The following is a 21,020-nucleotide window of genomic DNA, read 5'->3' as shown; positions in this document are numbered from 1 at the left end:
TAGAGCCTTTCTACCATCCCGTGGGCGGGAAGAGGAACATGAGAGCGACGGGGAAGAGGCGGGGCTGTGGGTCCGCGTAGCGCTGCTGGATGCGCTTGACCTCTTCTTCTATCTCCTCATCGATCTGCTGGGCGCGTGCCTCGAGGGTGCGCAGGTCGTGATCGTACTGCTGGCGCTCCTCGCTGGAGAAGAGCGTGAGCTGCTGCGGCCCCTCCTCGGGCTGGCGTAGCTCGTCCAGAATACTCTTCTGAAGCTCTTTGAGGATGGCTGTGATATCGCGCTGCTCTTTGTTGGCGCGCTGGGCCAGCTTCTTGCGCAGCTCGCGGGTGCGTACACGCATCTGCTGTTCCAACGCCTGCGTGACAGGGGCGCGTAGGTTGAGCCAGCTATTCTGAATTTTGCGCTGCTGGTTCTCTGGAGCCGGGTTGGACTGGACAGAGGCCAGGACGCGGCTAAGCTCCTCTTCGCCCAACGCCTCAAAGTTGCCCTCGTGAATGCGCCCACCGGTGATGATCAGCTCTTCGTGCAGGCGCTGGCTATCACTGCCCAGGATAAGCAGGCGGGCATAGGCCACCACGATAGGTGTATTGCTGATATTGGGAGCCAGGGTACGAGCCGTCACGCGATGCAGGCTGCCCTGTGTGCCTCCGGACCAGATCTCAGCGCGCAGGAGACGCAGGGCCATGGTGACGAGGCGATGGTTGAGGTGGGCCAGCACGACATCGTCGCGCCCATAGGCCAGGGCGTGATCGAAGACAATGGGGCGCTTCTGATGGGTATGGGGATGCTCCAGCCCCTCGGTACAGCGCGCCCAGCTTCCACTCAGCTCAGGCACATCATAGACCTCGATGGTTGGCCTCTTGCCATGTGGATCGACCAGCTGGCGCTTTTGCAGCGGTGGCTGTTTCGCCAGTTGTAGGGCGATCTCCACCACCGATTGGATGTTGCGTGGCTCCATATGTAGCTCGCGCTTGCCATCCAGAAGCTGCTGGTGCAGTTCATGGATGCGCTGCTGCATCTCTTCGCGTTTGCGCTGCCGGAAGGATTGCAGGCGCTTGGAGGGGGTATTGACCTCGGCCTGCCGAGTATCCAGCTCTTTGCGGCGGCCCAGCATGGCTTCCTCGACCTGGCTGGCGATCACGGGACCGACGCTGCCCAGGTCCTCGCGGATCTGGTTGATCTTCTTCACGGCGGTCCAGAGGAAGGAGAGATCGGCATCCAACTGGTCAGGCTCCAGCCAGGACTGGGCCTGCTGGTAGGTGCTGCTCACAAAGTGATAGATATCGACCTGGGGGGCACGCTGACCATGGCGATCCACGCGACCATTGCGCTGCTCCAGGCGATTGGGATTCCAGGGAATCTCGTAGTGAATCAGGCGCGAGCAGTGGTTCTGGAGATCGATACCTTCAGAGGCGGCATCGGTTGCCAGCAGGATGCGCACCGAGGCATCATCTGGATCGGCCTGGAAGGCGGCCTTCACCTCTTCACGATCCTTCGTATCCATCCCGCCATAGAGCAGGAGGGTGCGTGACTCACCATCAGGCCCCTTCTCGGTAAAGCCCTCGCGCGTCAGCAGTTCAAAGAGCCATTTCTGTGTATCGCGATACTCGGTAAAGATAATCACGCGCTCGCGCGACCACTTCCCACCCGGCTTAATATGTTCTTGTAGCCATTTGACCAGTTCCTGGGCCTTGCTATCGCTGCGCTGGCTGGCCTGCTCTGCCCAGGCGCGCATCTGCTCAAGCTGAGCCAGGTCTTGCGCATTGGGAGCCTCGAAGAGCGGAGCGGTCGCCTCCAGCGCCTCAGCCGTCGCGTCGTAGAGCTCCTCCTCATCGTCATGCTCCTGCTCGATCTGCTCCAGTTTGCTGCGCAGGATGCCCACGCTGGGGCGGCGCGTCACCGTCGCGTGGCGCTTTGGCGTCGTTAGCGACTCAATGTGCTTCTCCAGCGTCGAGAGGAAGGCCGCAGGCGAGGAGAAGAGGCGCTTCTTGAGCAGCGTCGTCACAAAGTCCACCGCGTAGAGCGAGGTGTTATCGCCCTTCTCGCGGGCCTGCTTCTCGCGATGGCGGCTATACTCGCGCAGGGCGCGATGGATCTCACGCTCCTGCTGCGTATAGGAGACGCGGATATCGGCGATCTTCCTCTCAGGGAAGCGGGCGCTGCCGTCCCAGTCCTTCATCTCCGACTTCAGTCGGCGCACCATAATGGTCTCAAGCTGCTTCTGGTTGGGATTGACGCCACGCGCGAAGCGCTGGTTATCCAGCAGCTCAAGCAGAGCAGAGAAGCTCTCGCGGTAGCCATTGTGCGGCGTCGCAGAGAGGAAGAGCTTATGCTCAAAGTGGGGAGCGATACGGCGCAGGGCCTGCGTCTTCTGAGAATCGGTAGCATATTTGCCGCGACCAGAGGGCGCGACGTTATGGGCCTCATCCACGATCAGCAGGTCATACTTGCGTGGGTAGAGCGACTCGCCCTCGCGGGGTAGGGTCTCGCTAAAGAGGCGTAGCGGGCGCTCGCGCTTCAAATAGTCAATCGACGTAATCAAGCGTGGGAAGTGGCTCCAGGGATTAACGTTGGGACCACGCTCGCGGCGCAGCTCGCTCACCAACTTGCTATCGACAATGCGAAACTCCAGGCCAAACTTATCGCGCATCTGGTCGCGCCACTGCACCTGGAGAGATGCGGGACAGACGATCAGCACGCGGCGAGCGCGGTGGCGAATGATCAACTCCTGGATGACCAGGCCCGCCTCAATTGTTTTACCCAGACCGACATCATCCGCGATTAAGAGATTGACGCGTGGCATCTCAATCGCGCGTGCCACGGGATCAAGTTGATAGTCCTCAAGCTGGATGCCGCTACGGAACGGGGCCTGGATCGCCTGCACATCCGCGCTCGAGGCCGCACCCCAGCGGACCGCGTTCAGAAAGGTATCGAGGCGCTCAGGGGCATCGAAGCCGGTCGGTTCAGGCAAGGCCGCCCCATCGAAGGGTTGGGCACCAGGCTCAACCTCCCAGATCACCTGGAGTTCCTCGCCCAACGCGTCATCCTCAACCGAGGAGAGCGTCACCAGGTGCTGCCTGGATGTTAGCGAGTTTTTAGCAAGAATATCGAGAGGGAGGGTATTTTGAGCAACATCAACGACCACGTAACGGCGATGGCGGACCGCCACCAGTTGACCGGGTTCAGGAAGAGCAAACGTAGAACCCACGAGCGTTCATCTCTTTCTAGCCACATTCCAGGCAAAGAGCGCGTACGGGTGCGAGAGTGATGTGTCGCCACACGGCGCACTCACACAGGAGGAGGTTCCCATGTAGGAGGGCGCAGAGAGACATGCAAAGCACATCAGCGTGTTTTAGGAGGCGCACCAACACGCCACAGCAAATATTTTATGAGAATCTGTCTATTATAACAAACACAGAAAGAAAGAAGAAATACAAGATTTATCATACTATAAAGAAGACGAGAGAAACTGGCACATTTCTCAAGTATTGAGCAAGAGCTATTATACAACGTCAAGCATAGAAAATCTATATGTATACTCATCAATTTCTGGATTGGTCAATAGGAAGAGATATTATACATGTGCTGCTTTCACATGTATAATATCTCTTCCTATCATTGTGTTGTGGACGAGTGGGAAGACGCACCTTTCCTAGAGGAAGTGACGTTCATCTAACTGATAATTCTGCCGAATTTGGTTAAATATTTGGTGATGATTGGCTTCTTTCTCGTCTATGAGAATGAAAAAGCGTTCTTTTGCTCTTGTGACGCTAACATACCAACGATGTTTTTCCCCAAGTTTGTGTGCGCCCACGAGAAAAACTGTATCAAAGGCTTGGCTCTTTGCGTTATCGATAGTTGTTACAATGACATGGTCATTGAGCTGATTCTCGTCGATAAAGGAGACATGGCGATTAATTTCATCTATGGCTTGTTGTATAGTAAGCCCTTGGAGTGGCTCAAACGCATCTCTAAGTTCTTGCAGTTCATCTAATGGCGTATTCTTCTCTGAGAATGGGCTCTCTGGTAACTCATATATATCCTTCAAGAGGTCGCCAAAACAGTAATATGGGTCCTCATGAAGCTTGCTGTAGCGCTTAATGAGCTCCATATGTTTGGTTAATATGTTATATTGCTCAAAGTTCACTCCATAACGATTTATCGTTTTCCTATCTAAGAGAATGTCTAATAATGCCCTTTCTTCGTAGGCCGCTTTTTCTGTAAGTTGGTGAATTGTCATCCATGCAGTATCGTCTGAGCAGCAGTAAAGAAAAAGCTTTTTCATAGCTTCGTTTTCTCGTGGCTCTACAATGAGTTGGAAGTAGGTACGGACCTGGAGGGCCAGTGGCGTTTGATATTTATGCTGAATGTTCATCAGTATAAATGGTCGATGAAGATCTGTGAGCCGCTTTGTAATTTCATCTAGCATCACTCTTTCGCTTTTGGCCAGCATTATGGCTATACTCTTTTTATCTCGTAGTTGTAGTTCATTGTCAATGATCGTTAGCACTTGATCTATCATTGCGGGTATTTTCCCTGTAGAAAAGTAAAGTGCCTGGACTCTTTCACCCCGATAACCTCTATGCGCTATTTGTTTGGTCTCTGTGAATAGGAATGGATTTAGTAGATCGTCGAGTAGTAGATTTGCCAGATCGAGAATTTCTTGTGCTGAGCGATAGTTAATCATAAGTGAATGAAGAGTTAAGTCTTGTATTAAGCTCCATCTCTCGAGTGGAGTGTATCTACCCATGTTATTGGGTCTAATATTTTGGTAGTCATCACCAACCATGAAAATGTTTTGGTGGTGCTTGCTTAAAATGCTGATGAGTGTTCTTTCTGCTTGAGTAAAGTCCTGGGCCTCATCAATAATAATGTGCTCAAAGCGGCTCTGATAATGATGCGCTACCTCTGGATTACTGCGCAAGATTTGTAACGCGCACAGTGTTTGATCACTGTAGGTGTATTTTCCTTCATCCAATAATGTGATGAGGTAGAGTACATATGCGCAGTAAACATGCAGAGCATCAGTTGGTTTCATGTTTCGGTCGAAACATCTGCGAAGAGCTTGCATTGATGTTTGCTGTGAAGGAAATATGCCTTCTTTCCTGAATCTATTGAATGCTTCCCCATAGAAAGCTATAGCGAATTTCCTACCATCAAAAGCATATTTGGGGGCATCATAAGGACAGTAGTCGGCTAAAATCTTCTCCTTTTGGAGGTGGCTAAGTGCTTTTTCTAAAAGAAGTGCGCTTGGGCGATTTTGTGTGCTCCAATTTTCATCTATACGTTGTCTTTTAATGTCTGGCCGAAACCATGTTTCTCCATCCACTCTTCTTAGCAAGTACCGGTAATGCTTTATAATATTCTCGCTAAACGCATTTAGTGTTAAGATCTTGTATTGCCCTTTTGAAGGGTGTGAGTTTGCAAGGTTAGCGTAAATACGTTCCTTGGCGCTACGATAATATGTAGCGACGAGAATATTTTCATGTGGAACCAGTTGTGCCTCTATGAGATATCTGAAGTGTTCTTGTAGTATAGTTGTTTTGCCGCTGCCAGCAGGTCCTGTGATGAGATGACGTCCTGTGCTTAGTCTTACTAGATCCTTTTGCTCCTGCGTGAGCCAAGGGGCAATCTCATAGGGATATAGGAGAGGTTTCTTGCCAAGGAAATAGTCATTGAGTAACTCTAAGCGTTGGACTGCTGGACTGGTGGCATATTCTTGCATAATATCAAGCATATTGAGTTGTTGCCTTTGGCGCTGCCGCAAGGTTGTGAGATCGATGGCAAGTTGTGCCAAGGGCTTCTGCTCTTCTTTAAAAACAATATGCTTCGCGAGGCCTTCATTGCTCAGCTCCTCAGGAGGTTTTATATCAATAAAGCCCAGTTCTTTTAACCAAAATAAGGCACGCTCAAATCGCTGTTGCCCATCTCTGGAGCCTTGCAGCAAATCATGATACTGCCATGTGTTGGACTCGCTCTGCGTATCTTCGGATGTATGTTGTTCGATAATGCTTTTAAGGACACCCAGTATCTTTTGGCTTAGTGGTCTTGTTTGGTGAGGCTCTTTTTCTTGATAGATGAAAGGCTCTTTGGGATCTGTTTTTACTAACTTCGTAAAGTGTTCTAGTACTTGCCATTCTTCCGCTTTTCTCCCGGCACACAGTGTCAGGAAGGTGACCAACTTGTTATTAAAAGTAGGATCCTCTTCTTGTTCCTGGTGTGCTAGTTCTTTGAGCCACGCTTCAGAAATTTTGAGTTTCGGTCGTGCTACGGGTGTCTGGTATTCAGACAATTCTTGATAGAAACGCTCTAAAGCTGCAAAAAGCAGATCAATGGTTTTCCTTGCCTCTGTTTTGTTCTGCTTCCAGGATATATTCGCGTCGCGGTTTTGTTGAATAATCCCCGTCTGGATAAGGCGGTTCTTTCGCTCTCTCACCTGCTCAATTGAGCAACCTAGTTTTTCCGCTAAATCTTGTGTCTTGATAACTACCGTGCTTTCTTCGTTGAGCTGAAAATTCTCTTCCTGCTGAAAATATTGCTGTAGCTGTTGTGTAGCGTCATCCAGAAGCGTTACCGCGATTTGTTGCTTATAATCAGGCGAGAATTTGAGCTGCCAATCATTGAGGGTGCTCTGCTCCAACGCAATTCCTGCCTGGCTATGTTGTTGCAAATAATAAAGACAGGTATCTATGTCCTTCTCTTCTATGCCAGATAGCCGCTCTATCTCTTTGGCTGTGATAAGTATTTCTTTTTGTTGCGTGTGCCTTCTCTTGTGTAGGGCGTTATACAGGGCTTCAAGGCTATCAATGTTGATAGGTTTTTGTTTTAAGAGATAGCGTTGCGTTTCAATATCCTGCTTATGATAAAGCAAAATACATTGTGCTTTCTCCCGTTGGAAGAAGGCGTCGCGCCCTGCTCTCCCGGCTTCCTGGTAGTAGGCTTCAGGTGTCGGAGGTATATCAAAGTGAATAACAAAGCCGAGCCTGCGTACGTCAATTCCCATACCAAAGGCTTTGGTGGCAACGATGATATCGAGCCCATCTGCGTCATCGCGTATGAACCGCTCATAAATTGTTTGGCGCTGATGTTTGTCTAGGTCAGCATGATATCCTTCAATACGTAGCCCTATGTTGAGCTTCGTTAAATACTGGCAAACCTCTTGAATATCATCTTTTTTTCGGCAGTAGATAATACCCCTTTGACGCTCATGATACTGATTCTTATTCCAGCGTTGAAATAAGTCAGGCTGATCCTTACCTGTAAGAAGTGCACGAAGCCGTTTCAATTTGACCGATTTGATCGCTCTAACTAGTTTTTTACGGTTTGCTAAGTCTATTGTTTGTTGGCATGATCGGCAATCACCAATGCCTTGTTTAAGATCATAATATTGATCACAATAAGGACAGTGAGCAATGGAAACGACATGGAATTCAAGCTCTTTGCGTTCCACAGAGGTAACGATGTTATCGGTTGGGCACTGGAGCTCTAGTTTTTCATGAATATCTTCTATGGTCCCTTTGTTTACTGCCTGATATGCCTCTTGTTTATTGATATCTTCTTGCTCAACAGGAATAACCGTTCCTTTGCGTGCGGTTGCTGTTAGTGCAATCATAGGAATTCCTTGGCTCTGACGATTTCCTATGTGTTTGTTAATCCATTGGGGTATCTTTAAATAGTCTGTACGGAAGTTGTGCCCCCATTCGCTAATGCAGTGGGCTTCATCAAAGGCTATCAGACCGACTGTGCGTCCTTGTAGCACTTTGGCAAACGACGATGAGCGAATTTTTTCAGGGGCTGCATAGATGATGGAATAGTCGCCCATGCGAATGCCAACGAGATTGTTACGTTGTTCCAGTGGGCTTTGCATTGAGTCTAGCGAAACAGCGGAGAAGATGCCTTTGTGTCGTAATGCTTGTACTTGGTCGCGCATGAGTGCTATGAGAGGTGAAACAACAAGCGTGACTTTGGGGACATAATCTTGAGCCAGGAGGATTGCAGGAAGCTGGAAACAGAGTGATTTACCGCCACCAGTGGCTGCGATAACCATTTGGTCGTTACCATCGAGTAGGTCTTTGACGATTGTTTCTTGATCGAGAGGCTGCTTGCGAAAGTTGCTCGTGTGCCACACATTTTCCAGTACGTTTTGCAGTTCTTCGTTACTAACCTTGGTACGCTGATTATATCCTCGTTGCTCAAGAGCTTTTGTGTAAGCTTTTTGGAAATAATCCACACCTCTCTGTAAAAATGGTCTCTTAGGTGCTTCAGTAGTACATACCAACATTTTGTTTACTTCTTCAAAATACAGAGAGTCGCGTAGGCTGCTGTCCAGAATAATGTGGATTTTGGCTGGAGTGGAGATGCGTGATTTAAGTTCAAGCAGTGCTTGAGGAAGCAGATAGTTTGTAAATGATTTACCCCCAGGATAGCGAGCATTGAAGCTATTCATAAGGGCCATGACCACGGGATCTCGCTGATTGAGAAAGCGCAAAGGGCCACTGGCCTCTATGTCTGCTGGAACATCGTATAGGTACTTTCTTTGTCCCGGCGAGACGATAGTAAGAGACGTATGCGAGGCATCACTCAACATCTCACGTATCCTTCTTAAGGCGTAGCCGCATAACGGCGAGAAGATGCGTCGTGGGATGTATTCAGTAAACATGTGGTTTTTCTTTACTGCCAGAAATGCATCGACCAATGCCTGTGCCAGGGCGTTTTCGTGAAGCGAAACTATCAGTGAGCGCTGTGTTCCTGTGATACTACGGTACAAAAAATCGCCCACCTGTGTTGCCCACCTATAATGAGCTAAGAAGCTTGCTGCTGGTATTTCTTCTGCGGTTGGGATATAGACAGACAAATCCGAACGTTTCTCTTCTGAGTAAGGCAGGTTCTCTGGTATTCCAAAGAAATGTTCAAGAAAGGTTGTGCCTGCCGTATGGGTCGGTTGTTCTGTCCGTACTGGTCCCAGAGATAATGCTTTCCCGCAGAAAATGTGCCGCTTATAGGGCTGCTTAAACTTCTCATCGAAGAGCATGGGAATATCTATATCGGCCTCGCAGATGCTCCAATCTTCAATGCAAGGTGTTGCCATGGTATCTTTAACATCGCCATATCGAATATCTAGCCATTGTGCCTGAACGTTTTTGTTCGAGGGATCCTGGTCGGTGCATGCTTTCTTGAACCAGCTATCCAGAAGCCGGGCATAGTGCTGACCAGTTCGTCCTTGATCTTGTAGTTTTTCTAGTAGATTGCTATTTGTGTCTGTTTTAGTAAATTTGTTGGCGATGTGGCGCAGGGGAATGCGTATATGAAAGTAGTTTTGATCACGATCAAATGCGCAACACGCTGTGATTGCCTCATGAAGTATAGAAAAGATAGCAGGGTCTTCTCGTTGTAGCTCCTCACTACGAATTTTGTGTGCTACATGTCCCACGATGCGCATTTGTAGCTCATCGAGGTCGTCGACGATGATCATATCTCGTGGTGATAATGTGTGATGTAAGAAGATTTCGTGGGTTGCAAGGATAATGCGTTGATGCTTAATTGCGTGCTTCATCTGCTGTAAAGTTTCGCATTCTGGGCTTTGTCCTTTCCCATGCGAACAATAAGCAGAACTGAGAATGTCTTTTATATGCTGCAGTTTTTGGCTTTCTTTTGTTTGATCATCTTCATGGCTCTTTGGCAACCGGAAGGGATAGAGCGTGCGTGCATCGTGGTTATGTGACGCCTGATACAGGCAGTATAGCTGCAATTTGATATCTGATTGTAGTTCCTCATTTATCTTTTGCCGCAAATGTGTGGCGCACAGTAGAGAGCGAGTGTCCGGTAAAACATAGCATTCCTGGTCAATTTGTCGGTTTGCCAATAAATGTTCCAGATGCGATGAGTTCCCGACCGCAATGACGAGCTTTCCTGTTTGTGGAAGAGCATGCATATAAGTTGTATTGAGGTAGGCATAGTTCACTAGGCAATCTTGCTGTTGCTGTAACGCTTTATCTAAGGCATAGCTGGTTATTGCATTGTTTCTCTTGTAAGAGAGCATGACATGTGGCAATGGTGCCGGAGTGAGTTCCCACGGCGTAGTAGGGTCTACCACTACGTTGCGTGGTCGAAGGATAGCACGATCAAAGGAACTGCCAGTTTGAATGAATGCCCGGAACCCAGGGAGAAGATTGGGCCGATTGTGTACTAATTCTTCCCCTAATGCGTAGAGTAAGCGAGCATTGTTTTGGGCATCAGGAAGTGCATTATGTGCTGTGCCTATAAAATCGACCTGATGAAGCGCGCACATTTCCCCAAGGTTATGTGTGAGTATGTCGGGGTAGAGGAGGCGTGAAAACTCTAGAGTATCAATAATCTGATTATCCTCTATAGATACTCCTACCGCACGCAAATGTGTCGCATCAAAGGCAGCAAAATTATGCCCAGCAAGAATAACGGGGTGGTCTTGAGTATATGTTTCATTGATAAATGTATTCAGTTCGTATGCAACGATATCAATGTTTTTGGCTTCCGCTTGTCGATTCGCAACTTTTTGAGAGTGAAAGTCACGGCGAACAACGGCATTGTATGTGGACAGCTCGGTGTTACCTTTGAAACGTACTGCTGCCACTTCGACAAGGCGTGATCCTGGAGCTGCCTCTGGTTGATAGTCATTTTCGGTATCAATGACCACCACAGTAGGGAACATATAATCTGACTGATTGCGCAAAGCGGGGATAACATCCCAGTTGCCCTTGCGGTATTCGTGTAGTCGAGCATCACTTATGCCCATTTGCTCGCCTTTAATGAGGCATTCTATTATTGCTCTTCCATCTCCTGCGTCAGCGATAATATCGATAAGTAGTTCAAAAGCTTTTCTTTTTCGCGGGTCATTTGGATCTGCTGAGGCTATAAATTGTTCGAGAACTGTACGGCGTTGTTCTGGAGGCCTTTCAAGAATAAACCGTAGCTCTATGAGTAGCCAAACTTCATTGCTGGTCGCCGTGCTTCGCATGTTGAGTTTTTGCAATATAAGTTCTGCTTTTTCGAAATTATTTGTTGTTATGGCATGGTGTGCAAGAAAGGAATCAGCAGTGGTTTGTGATACACCATAATGGCTGAATGTTTCAGAAAAGAATTGTGCAAGGTTGGCGTGAGATGTGTTGTGTTCCCAGGTTTGTGCGATCGTCGTGGCTAGTAGGGTGAGACCTGTTACATTAGTAGCTTGCAACTTGATAAGTAAGAGGGCGATATGTTGTTGCTGATGGTTTGCGAGAATTTCTATGACTTTGGCCCGTTGTGGCTCGGGAAATTGGATGAGCAGTTGCTCGATAAGATCGATGATGTGTTGATCTGATTCTATCTGGAAGAGCTTTTCTTCCAGATTAGTGCGGTATGTATTGGCAAAATCTTCTAGTATTTTCTCTATAGAAGAGTCATCAGGAGCATATTTTGCACAGCTCGATATGAGCATGATCTGTGTATCGAGGGGCCTTGTGCATTCGTTGGGGGATTGTAGTCGTGACCAGGCTAATGCACCTTCTTCTTTGTCCAGGTTGGGAATGAGAGAGAAAGAGTGTGTATACCATTGTTGTGCTTCTAGAGGCTGTTTCGTGATAGTGTAAATATCACCAATCCGAAAGCTTATAAAAAAGTTGCTTTTTAGACTCTGCTCTTCTAATTCATGGTAACAGGAAAGCGCTTCTCTGTAGTATTGTATTTCAAAAAGAGCATTGGCTTTGCCTCGTATTGCCTGCGCATTTTGTGGGCTGTAATCTAGTGCTTGATCGTAGTAACGATATGCCTCTTCAAAGTTTTTATAAATCTCCATAATTGCGCCTATGGAGCAGTAGCATAGATAGTCTGTTGTTTTTAAATGTACTGCCTTGTTATACGCTCTCAGAGCTTGGTTGTAGTCTTTTTGCTCGAAATAGATATGTCCTTCGCCTACATATGCCTCCGGTAAATTTTTGTTCTTCTCTATGGCTGAGTCGAAGGCTTTGAATGCTTGATCATACTGCTTTAATTCACTATATCTCTGTCCTTCTTTGATCAATGTAGAATAACTTTTAACTGCAGTCTCTCTTGGAGAACTTCGTAAGTCTGGGGATGATGCAGAAGAAGTCTCCTTTCGACCAGAGCTTGGGATATTCCCTAAATCCTTTTCCCTTTTATTTAGAGGAGGCTCTACTGTTACATTTATATTATTGTGTACTACAGGCTGTATGCTCTGTTGAGTTATATCGTTGTGCTTTATTTTTTGCTCGCTATAACCCCGAAGATTTGAGCTATTGTCTTTTGTGGTTTTTACCTCTTTGTAGTATAGAGCCTGTTCTGTGCATTTTTTAGCTGCTCCGATATATCCTAATCTGCCTAGAATCTGGCTGGCTTGCTCGTAATTTTTTATCCTGATTTGACGATCATAGCTTCTTTTTTCAAGAGCGCGTTTATAAGTAAGGTATTTACTCTCATATCTTGTTGGATTTATAAAAGATGCAACATGTATCATAATATGTGCAGAATGTATATCGTCTAAACTTTTTAAAATAATAAACTTATTGTAATAGTACCCCGCAATGTTATCAGCAGGTTTGGCTTTTTCTATTGCAACATCAATTTCTACTCTGGCTTCTTGATACCGGCCTTGCTCGTTCAATATTCTACATTTTGCATTGTGAGCTGATGCACTCTCTGGATCAATACTCAGTGCCTTGTTGTTAATTTTTTGTGCTATTGGTAGATACCAATTATCATTCGTCTTTAAATAAATTTCTAAGAGTAGGTTGCATAAATCATTATGAGCGTCAATACTTTGGGGATTAATACTAATGGCCTCATCAAATGTGTCTATAGCTTCCCTATGATATCCTTGTTTGCGTAAGCAATTTCCTTTGCCTATGAGTGCTTCAACTGTGGTGGCGTTGCGCGAAAGAATCTGTTCAAAAGCGTGCAGGGCCTGGTTATATTCACGCCTTTTATAATATAGTTGAGCTTCTTTTAGAATGGCATCACTTTCATCAATTTCGCTAATGTCAGTATTATCATCTTCAAACATATGTAATTTCCCCCAAATTTTTAACTTTAATTGTCGTGTAATATGCTATAGAATGTTGAGTTAATAAATAGCCGTTCTTGTGCTAATGTTTAGATAAAACAAGCTCATACAGAACTTCTATTTTTGTCTTGTGTTTGTTCTCGCACCTTTGATCATGTTCGGGTTCGGTGGAACTATTAATAAGGGCCAAACAATTGTTTGGCACGATGCTCAAACCAGGCAAGAAAAGGTGTGTATTTTATTTCGTCGATGAACAATGAGACTGGAAATGTATAGAGATAGCCATGCCGTGAAAAATAAATGCCTAGATGCGTGATAGTATGGTCTGCAGGTGCCCCATTGATACCGCCTAGTCGGTAGAGCGTATAATAGCCAAGGAGCTGGTCGATATATTCCCTTTTCATTTGAAGCGTTTTCACTGTTTTGATGTCGATGATGGCATGATCTACGACCAAATCAACGTCTGCCCCATGCACAAGCAAGGAGGAACCGAAAGTTGGATCAAGCAGGCAGAGTGAGTGTGAGGGGAAATCTGCTGTAGGGATAATACTGACCAGTTGCCGAAGATCCTGTATATCATGGGGATCAATGCTGCCAAATGGTTCGTAAAGTTTCTCTGCACGAAAGAAGGAATCGATTTGGGCAAGTAAGATCGCAGAAATGATGACATTGTCAGTGAGTACACCATCTGCGAGAAATTGTTTATGGTGTTGTTTGGCTTCTAGGACGAATTTGACAGCTTTCTTTGCCGTTTGGGTATTGTATAACGCTGCGATTTGGTCGTATTGCTTAATGGCTGCGATTTCTGCAACCCATGGCTTGTCTTTTGCGTGAGTATAGCGTTTCTGAAGATACCAACGCATAAGGTAGTCGAAGGCTGTCCCAATCAATGCATAATGATTGGTCAATGCGTTCATCACTGGTTTCTGTTCCAGCTGAAAGCGGATATATGGGAAGGTTTCACGCAGCTTTGCCTTGACATCTGGTTCTGCAATAAAACTCGTTAAACTCATTTCGCCCACCTTAGGTGTATTAAGTACAATTAGGTACTTTGCAACAAAATACAAAAATTTGGTAAAAGGCGAAAAGTGCCTTTTTGTGTGTTTCTTGCCATTGTGGGAAACGAGGTGAATGGGGGAGGGAGAAGTTGATCAACTTTCCTCTCCCTTCAAGGGAAACTTATTTCAATGGATACATCTTTACGACAGATCCAAAGGGCATATCAGGCGTTTGGACATAGGCCGAGCCTACTGTTAACTGTTCAATTCGGGCGGCCAGGTCCTGTCCAGGCAGACCGCGAATAAAGCCAGAGACCTTCTTTGAGTCCGGGTAGTTCATACGGAAAATGACCTTGGTCCCGGCCGTCGCGAGGACATCTGGGTGGAAATCAGCCATGCCTTGGCTAGCCACAATCACAGCGATGCCGAATTTTCGCCCTTCGCGCATGATTTTTGGCAATGTCACATCTTTCGCCAGGCGGTGTGCCTCGTCTAAGACGATTGCCAGGCGAATCCTCTTGGCATATCCCCAGCTGAACATGTCCTTGTAGATCTTGCGCAATACAAACGCTCCAGCCGCTTGTTGGGCTGCATCAATGTAGAGATTATGCAGATCAATCACTAGTCCCGAACGTACAAGCGATAGGAGGTCGGGGGTGTGCTCGACTGGGCGGAAAAGGTTCATTTCCAGCAGAGGACGGCAGCGCGCAGCTACATTTGAAACGTGGCGTACCTGGGCAAGGTTTTCGATGCGCTGCAAGACCTCTGCGAGGGTAGGATAGGTGAGTTCTGAGGTAGGCAGATCGGCATCATCGCTAAATCCATGCGCTTTATAGGCATCGCGTATGGCGGAGAAAACGACATCGCGCTGCATATCGCCCAGGCCTGCTACATGCCCGAAGATTTCGGCAATCGCGTAGCTATTGGCAAGCCAGCCGCCACTACCAGCCTCCTGGGTGCATTCAAATGGCGAGAAGGGCAGCCCTTTGGCGGCGTCTAACATGGTAGGATGAACCGCCTGGACAAAGGGCTCGTGTGGATCCGCGAATTGCCCGTGAAAATCGAGCACCAGGGAGGGAACCTGTTGTCTGCCCAGCTCGGTTAGTATGCGCGTGACCGTCCAGGATTTTCCTTGGCCAGGAATGCCGAGAATGAAGATATGGGGACTGCCATTAATTGCTGGGAACCAATCCACCGCTGTTCCAGCGGCGCTACCAAGTGGAATGATCACAGTGTCATCAGGAGCAGCTTGCTCTTCAGATGATTGTATTGGCTGTGAAGATGTCCTCTCTAGTGCAGGCGTTTGGGTACTCACTTGTGCTTGAGATGCTGGTGCGATATCGTAGCTATACTCGCTGCCAGCTCTAAGAGCAGGTGTTAAGACGGCTAGCTGCTCATCGTGTGCGTCAGTGGCCTCCACTATGTTTTCCTCATCCTCTTCATTGTTTGCTCTCTCTTCTACTAGAGGCTCATCAGAGAGCGTATCAACGTTGTCGAGAGGCGTATAAATGCGCGAGGCAAATTCGGTTCCTTGCTCAAAATCTTTGGCGGTTAGGACAGTAATTTTGGCATCATCAATGGGGAATGGGCGGCGTTCCTCCCCTTCCAGGCTTACGATATATCCTTCATAGTTTGAGCGAAACTCGAGGCCAGTCTTTTCCAGGCGCGAAACATGTTCGAGGAATGTGGTCTCAGCCTCCTGGTCAAAGAGCCTATAGCGCCGGGAACGCTCGAAGTAGAAACGCAGGACATTGGCAAGATACGATCGTTGCAGGGCTCCGTCTACGCGGGTCTCGTTAAAGAAACGGTTGCGCATAATCAGGGCTGAATTCTTCATCTGCAAGACCATATCTTTGGAGAGCTCTTCAAATGGCACCTGACCACGCCGCCATTTGACCTCTATAAACGTCGCGTCAACTATGTTGCGCTTAAGCGATATGAGGACAAGATCACAGCGTCTCTCGCCCGCGGTTGGTTTGCCTGATCCATTAAGGGTAAAGAGGCGAGGATAGGTGTCAACTGGGATGAGCACTGCCTGCTTGAGCCTGCCCTTTTTCTCCAGCCAGGCGGTGACAACGCCGAGTCCGACGGCAGCTGCGGCTGTGGTCGACGATTCAAGCGCCTGGAGGGCGAGCCTGCCCGAGATCGTTTTAAGGTGGTGCAAGAGATGGCTGACACTCTGATCCACGCGTGCAAACCCAAGGTCGTTCATGGCTTGGCTCAGCAGTGACTGGATCTCCTCGTGCCAGGCTGTGGTAACCATCATGCGATGCCCTAAGCCATCGGTGAACTCAGGGGAGTAGTCCAGCACATATTTCTGTGCCAGGGTATTCAAGCTGGGCTCATGAGGTGAGTCGTAATAATCAAGCGAAAAGAAACGATCTAATGTGACGACCCAGTTTGTACTCCTGTGCAGATTTTCCAGCAGTTTCCGCTGTTCTTGAGTAAGGGTAACCTCCAGGATGGGTTGTGTGCCAGTGGATCCACTTAACAGATATCCACCAGCACTGAGGAGCAAGGAATGAAGCTCGATCAGGAGGTCGCTAAATCGGGAACTAGCGGGATGTGCCTCGGGCTTGCGCACTCCTTCGGTCACAATTTTGTGTTGCCAGAGAATTTGTTCGGATTCTACCGTGATTTGGGAGATAAAACGGCTGACCAGGCCATAGAGCGAGAAGCTCGCCGTTTTGTTTGTGTCCTGATCGGTTGTGGTAATAGCTTTGATTGCTGGTTGGGTGAGATCAGTAACGACGGCAATATGAGCCTCAGGGAGCGAGCTTTTTGCGAGCCGCTCGATAGGGCGCAGGGTGGTGGCAAGGGCGGGCAAAAAGTGATCTGTATCCTGTTTATAGCGCTGTTGAGCCCCTAGCTGGCGCACTTGCTCTAAAGCCTGCAATGTGCTCTTATGTTTGCTATCGGTATAGGCTGTAATCTGAAATGTCGGTATTTTTGCCTGTTCTTCGTTGTCTTCGTCGAGTCTATGTCCTGGCATCAGTTGTTTCAATGCCTCGGCAAAGAAGTCGCCGCGGTCTGGATTGACTAAAGTCGTTACCAGTGTATTGGTATACGGATGTAGTTCAAGGAAGTTTTTCAGGTGAGCCGCCAGTTGCTCTGGGTGCGTATCTCCCGCGGTCCCCTGCTCAACCGACATGCCAAAGAGCGTCGTAATGTCGCCATAGCGACGATGTGGATCGGGAACTCCCACAGGCAGAGCCACACCATAGAAAAAGCGCAGATTTTGGAAAAAGGTAAATGCAGTTTGTGTACCAATATGATAAGCAAAGGCCGGGACATTGATAGGCGTGAGCAAGCGTAGAGCCTGAAGATCCAGGTTGTGTTGACGGTTACGTAACGGCATCGCCAAGAGTTGTGTCTCCCAAGCCTGCAAGAGTTGAGTGTAGTTTACCAGCCAGGCGACACGCAGGGGATGGGTTGGCAGTATCACAATGGCTTCTTCTGTCGTGTTATTGCGTCCAGTAATCTGTATGAGGATAGAGTCAATGGAGAGTGCCTCTCGTAACTTATTCGCACTAACCTGGTTTTCTAACAGATCCTCAATTAACTCACGATAGGCCTGCGCATAGCGCAGCGCAGCTCCTGTGAGTTCTGGTGTCCATTCGGCTACCTCAATCACATCACGATAGGAGGCTTTGCGTAGACGACTAAAAAAGAGCTCACGTGTCTTCCAAAACGCGTTCCAATCATCATCACTGCTAGTGAGGAGGGGCTGGTGTATAATGTTCGCTACATCTACAGTATGTATATCATCGACTATGAGGGTGTATGAACCACCTTTGCGCGAATCCGCGAGATTCTGGCGCTCCAATTGAAGCAATGTCGCGCTAACACCAACCTGAAGCATGCGGCGATCATTAAGTTTGACACTAAAATATTCTAAATCTTTACTGCTCCATTGTGGCTCTGCCTCGGTCATGGCTGATACATTAGCCTCAATGGCGTACTCCAGGTGCCCATACATGAGATTAGAGACGACGAACTTGCTCTCTCTATGAGAAGCTTGTTTGACCTCCTCAATAGTGTTAGAGAGGAAGAACTCGTTGCTCTCCCCATATACCTCTTGTCCTGTTGGATCCACAATCACAGTGCCATCTGCATTGAGTGGCATAACGCGCACACGCACAGCAAAGTCTGGTGGCTCGTCAAACTCGATGTTCATGTTGATGGTGGTATTGCGGCGCTGGGTTGGGAGATCACGTTCGGGTAGCTCAATGTTGCCTTCATACTCGATCTCCCCATCGGAGGGAACAATAGCTACGCGCCAGCCACCAAGGTTTTGTGGTTGCTTTGGTTCACATTCCCATCTAACAACCAGTTTCTCCTTAGGGGCGCAACGTGCTATGAGACTTCCCTTAGCCCCGTCAGGTTGGATGAGGTGGGTATATTTTTCAACCATGCCAGCCGAATTGACAAAGGGTTTGATGAGGACTTCACGAATGTCGCTGGCTTCTGTCTCAGGAAATACCCAAGTATCTAGCGTCAGGACCTCTGGTTGGGCTGCCAGTTGACGCGACCAGGAGTGAATATCATTCATTGATTTTCCACGGAAGAAGGCCGTCAACTTTGCCGCAGTCTCCGCGTTGACCTTAAGATTCTGAATGCGTTCGCGTGCCGTCGCATCAATCTTTGTGGGACGAGCCAGGGCGATGGTGCAACTACGGTTGTGCTCCAGCTTGCGTTCAAGGTCTGGATTGGCTATTCCATTGGCGAGGGCGCCAACGCTGGTATCGGCGATGAGGCCAACACGCCATAGTTCCAGTCCCGCTAAATGCATCTCCATGTCTTCGGCACGCTTGCGAATGGCAATCGCGAAATCCAGCTTCTGATCATCGTTGGCACGCGAAGAGCCGCGCAATTGGGCAAAGGTGGCTCGCACAAATTGCTCTACTTTCTCCGGTAGCTGATTTATGACTCGCCTGAGGACACGCGTATGCAGTTCGCGTCCATCAATGACGGCGAAGGAGTTAGCAAGTGAGCTATATGCGGCATCAACGAGATCCGCGGGAACGAATAAACACAGTTTCTCCTGCTTGCGGTTGCGTAGCTCTATTGCTTTGTCGACTGTGATGAAGATCGGCGAATTATGTGCCAGCTCATCTTGCTTGGTCAGGATATAGGCGGAGATTTTCTGTTTCGCCTGCTGGCTGATGATGTATTGACAAATCGCCATTGCCTCGGTAGTGGCGAGGAAATCAACGCGGGCGCAGTGCCCAGGTTGTGTGCCTTTAAAACGAGTCAGAATATCTTCTGCGAGGAGTTGAATGCGTATGATGTCCATGGATATTATGCCTCAACCTTCATTGCTGCTGTGCTGGCATAAGGTGGATGCAAGCGCTGTACTGTAAAGTCATCGGAGAGATCGCGGAAGATTCCCATCTGCCGGAGACGGTCGAGCATGGCGCGCAGGTTATCCCGTGCCGCCGCTGCATACTCCGCGCCTTGAAATTGAGCGGGCGGCCTATCGATGAGAATGCCGTAACGAAAGGTCAAAAATTCCAAGAACTCTTGAAGTTTGATATCTCTCAGCTGTCCTGGTTGTGAGAGGCGAGCTGCCGCAACCTGCACTAACGCGGCCAGCAGGTCATTTTCAGGCGCATAACGCCATGTCTGGCGATGAGTGGTAAGGCCACGTAAAATCCCATAAGGCTTTTTGATGCCGCCTATGCCGTGAAACCAAGCAATAAAATTCTTAAAAGCATTTACACGTTGACTTTCAGTTAATATATTGACGATTCGCTCAATATCCGTTTCCCCTGTACTGGCAATCTCGTCTATCCAGGAAGTTGTCTCTGTATTTCCTTCCTCTTCTTTCTCCCTATTCTCTTCATGGATACGTTCCTCGTCTAGCTGTGCGGCCGCTTCTAAATGTACGCTGATTATGGGATTATCTTGCAGGAGCAACAATCCCTGGAGGTATTGCGCGCCAATTGCTTCAGAAGGCAAAACTTTCTCAATATCTGCTTTTCGGCGCGGGTTTTTCTGTAGTTTGTTGACATAGATATCGAGTTGGCGCAGTAGTAGATTTGACCACAAGAATTGCTGATAAGCCTCGATGTCACGCCGAACGCAGGCTTTGGACATCTCCAGGCTTCGTGGCGAGGTACCGTTCGTAAAATCCAGGTAGATATGCGGTGAAAATCGCTGGATTTCTTCTTGCATGGCTGATGGTAAAGTATCGGGCTCACGTACTAATGCATTCGTCGCGTGGACAGCGCACAAGGTATAAGAGAATACTTCAAAGCTGGTAAGTGCCAATAGTGTTTGTGTAAAAGCCTGCGTAGGCATACGATCATGGAATTCAAACAGGTAGCGTAAAAGATCTTTTGCCAGCTCATTCACCAAGGCAGGGTAGACATTGGGAATCTTTCTCTCGCGATCCAGGCGTGGGCGCGTATTCTCAAAGCCATCCAGAAACGCGACCGAGATGCGTGTAAGAATATCTAACTGCGTTTGTCCATCATATTTCCCACCCAGTTCGGGTAGTTGACCGATTTCCACACCCCGTCCAAAGACCTGCTTCACAAAGTCGCGTAAATTGTTATCAGATTGCAGATAATCTCGCAGCGCTTGATAAATAAAGACATCTACTCTTCTCTGGCGGCTGCTATGCTCTGGAAACCCTGCTTTGTGAGTAAGTATCGTATAAGGGACAAGAGACAAAATTTGTTCCCCTTTTTGTGCCCGTCCCACGCGTCCAGTAACCATAAGAGAGGTGCGAGCGAAGCGCTCTAAAACTCTTCGCCCCTCGGCGGTATCAAAACCTTTCAGCATTGGATGTTTTATTAGACTATCGATATACTTTTGTATGTCCTGAGGATTGTTTGTCTGTCTCGCTTTTCCCTTGCCCTGCGAGAGGATGGTAAAAAAGAGCGCGGGAAGAAAGAGATCAATATCAAAATCATTTAGTTCGAGATTAAGGACACGAGGAAAGGATACGCCTCGCATATCTTTGGGGAGTTTTATTTTCACAA

Annotated in this window: 5 protein-coding genes; all 5 read right to left on the bottom strand. The window is 48.0% G+C overall.

What is annotated here, in order from left to right:
• Positions 1-10: 10 nt before the first annotated feature.
• The 5 genes from drmD to mads7 all read right to left on the bottom strand — a co-directional run bounded on the left by drmD (position 11) and on the right by mads7 (position 21,018).
• Complete coding sequence (gene drmD / locus KRAC_RS56980; protein WP_007922679.1) at positions 11-3,208, bottom strand: DISARM system SNF2-like helicase DrmD; 3,198 nt, start codon at positions 3,206-3,208, stop codon at positions 11-13.
• 444 nt (positions 3,209-3,652) lie between these two features.
• On the bottom strand, positions 3,653-13,033 hold the full coding sequence (locus KRAC_RS56975) for a RecQ family ATP-dependent DNA helicase (protein ID WP_007922674.1): 9,381 nt from the start codon (positions 13,031-13,033) through the stop codon (positions 3,653-3,655).
• 176 nt (positions 13,034-13,209) lie between these two features.
• A complete protein-coding gene (locus tag KRAC_RS56970) occupies positions 13,210-14,046 on the bottom strand; it encodes a hypothetical protein (RefSeq protein ID WP_007922672.1) in 837 nt (278 codons plus the stop codon).
• Positions 14,047-14,212: 166 nt separating this feature from the next.
• Entirely contained in the window at positions 14,213-19,327 is a 5,115-nt protein-coding gene (locus KRAC_RS56965; protein WP_007922670.1) for an ATP-binding protein, read from the bottom strand.
• A gap of 5 nt (positions 19,328-19,332) precedes the next feature.
• The gene (mads7, locus tag KRAC_RS56960; RefSeq protein WP_007922668.1) at positions 19,333-21,018 is read right to left on the bottom strand and encodes a methylation-associated defense system protein MAD7; all 1,686 of its coding nucleotides are present in this window, start codon (positions 21,016-21,018) and stop codon (positions 19,333-19,335) included.
• Positions 21,019-21,020: the final 2 nt, after the last annotated feature.

Origin of the sequence: Ktedonobacter racemifer DSM 44963, assembly GCF_000178855.1 — a bacterium.
GTDB lineage: Bacteria > Chloroflexota > Ktedonobacteria > Ktedonobacterales > Ktedonobacteraceae > Ktedonobacter > Ktedonobacter racemifer.
Note: the sequence above shows the minus strand (reverse complement) of the source record. Positions and strands in the feature narration are given on the sequence as shown.

Coding starts and splice junctions, on each gene's coding strand:
- KRAC_RS56965 (WP_007922670.1), bottom strand. CDS start 19,327: ATGGACATCATACGCATTCAACTCCTCGCAGAAGATATTCTGACTCGT.
- KRAC_RS56975 (WP_007922674.1), bottom strand. CDS start 13,033: ATGTTTGAAGATGATAATACTGACATTAGCGAAATTGATGAAAGTGAT.
- KRAC_RS56970 (WP_007922672.1), bottom strand. CDS start 14,046: ATGAGTTTAACGAGTTTTATTGCAGAACCAGATGTCAAGGCAAAGCTG.